The sequence below is a fragment of the Thermodesulfovibrio sp. 1176 genome (assembly GCF_029946585.1).
GTDB lineage: Bacteria > Nitrospirota > Thermodesulfovibrionia > Thermodesulfovibrionales > Thermodesulfovibrionaceae > Thermodesulfovibrio.
The window spans coordinates 1-312 of sequence record NZ_JARZRZ010000020.1; the positions used below are offsets into that span (position 1 = coordinate 1).

1 protein-coding gene is annotated in these 312 nt (G+C 27.6%); it reads right to left on the minus strand.

All coding sequences use genetic code 11. The annotated features are described in order from the left end of the window. The coding region (locus QI155_RS10980; protein WP_281321681.1) for an Eco57I restriction-modification methylase domain-containing protein at positions 1-312 on the minus strand (312 nt) is incomplete at both ends.

Here is a 312-nt window from a genome sequence, read left to right on the forward strand (position 1 = left end):
CTCTTTTTGCGATAGAAATAGAAAAGATTCTTCTGATAAGGAAGTCATATCAGTTTCAACTTTTTTATCTGACACATAGTTAAATAAATTTCTATTATCGTTAATATAATTCTTGAAATCATCATTTACAACACAAGATAAAAACTTAGCTCTACTCTTGATCCCTTTTTGAAATAAAACTATTGCTGTATCTACTGTTGCTTCTTTGAATACTTTATATCCAGAAAAGTCAATTAATTCTAATATATCTCCTTCCTCTATAAAGATTTTCCTTAATGGCTTTCCATATTTTGCCCTCATCCATTTATTAGA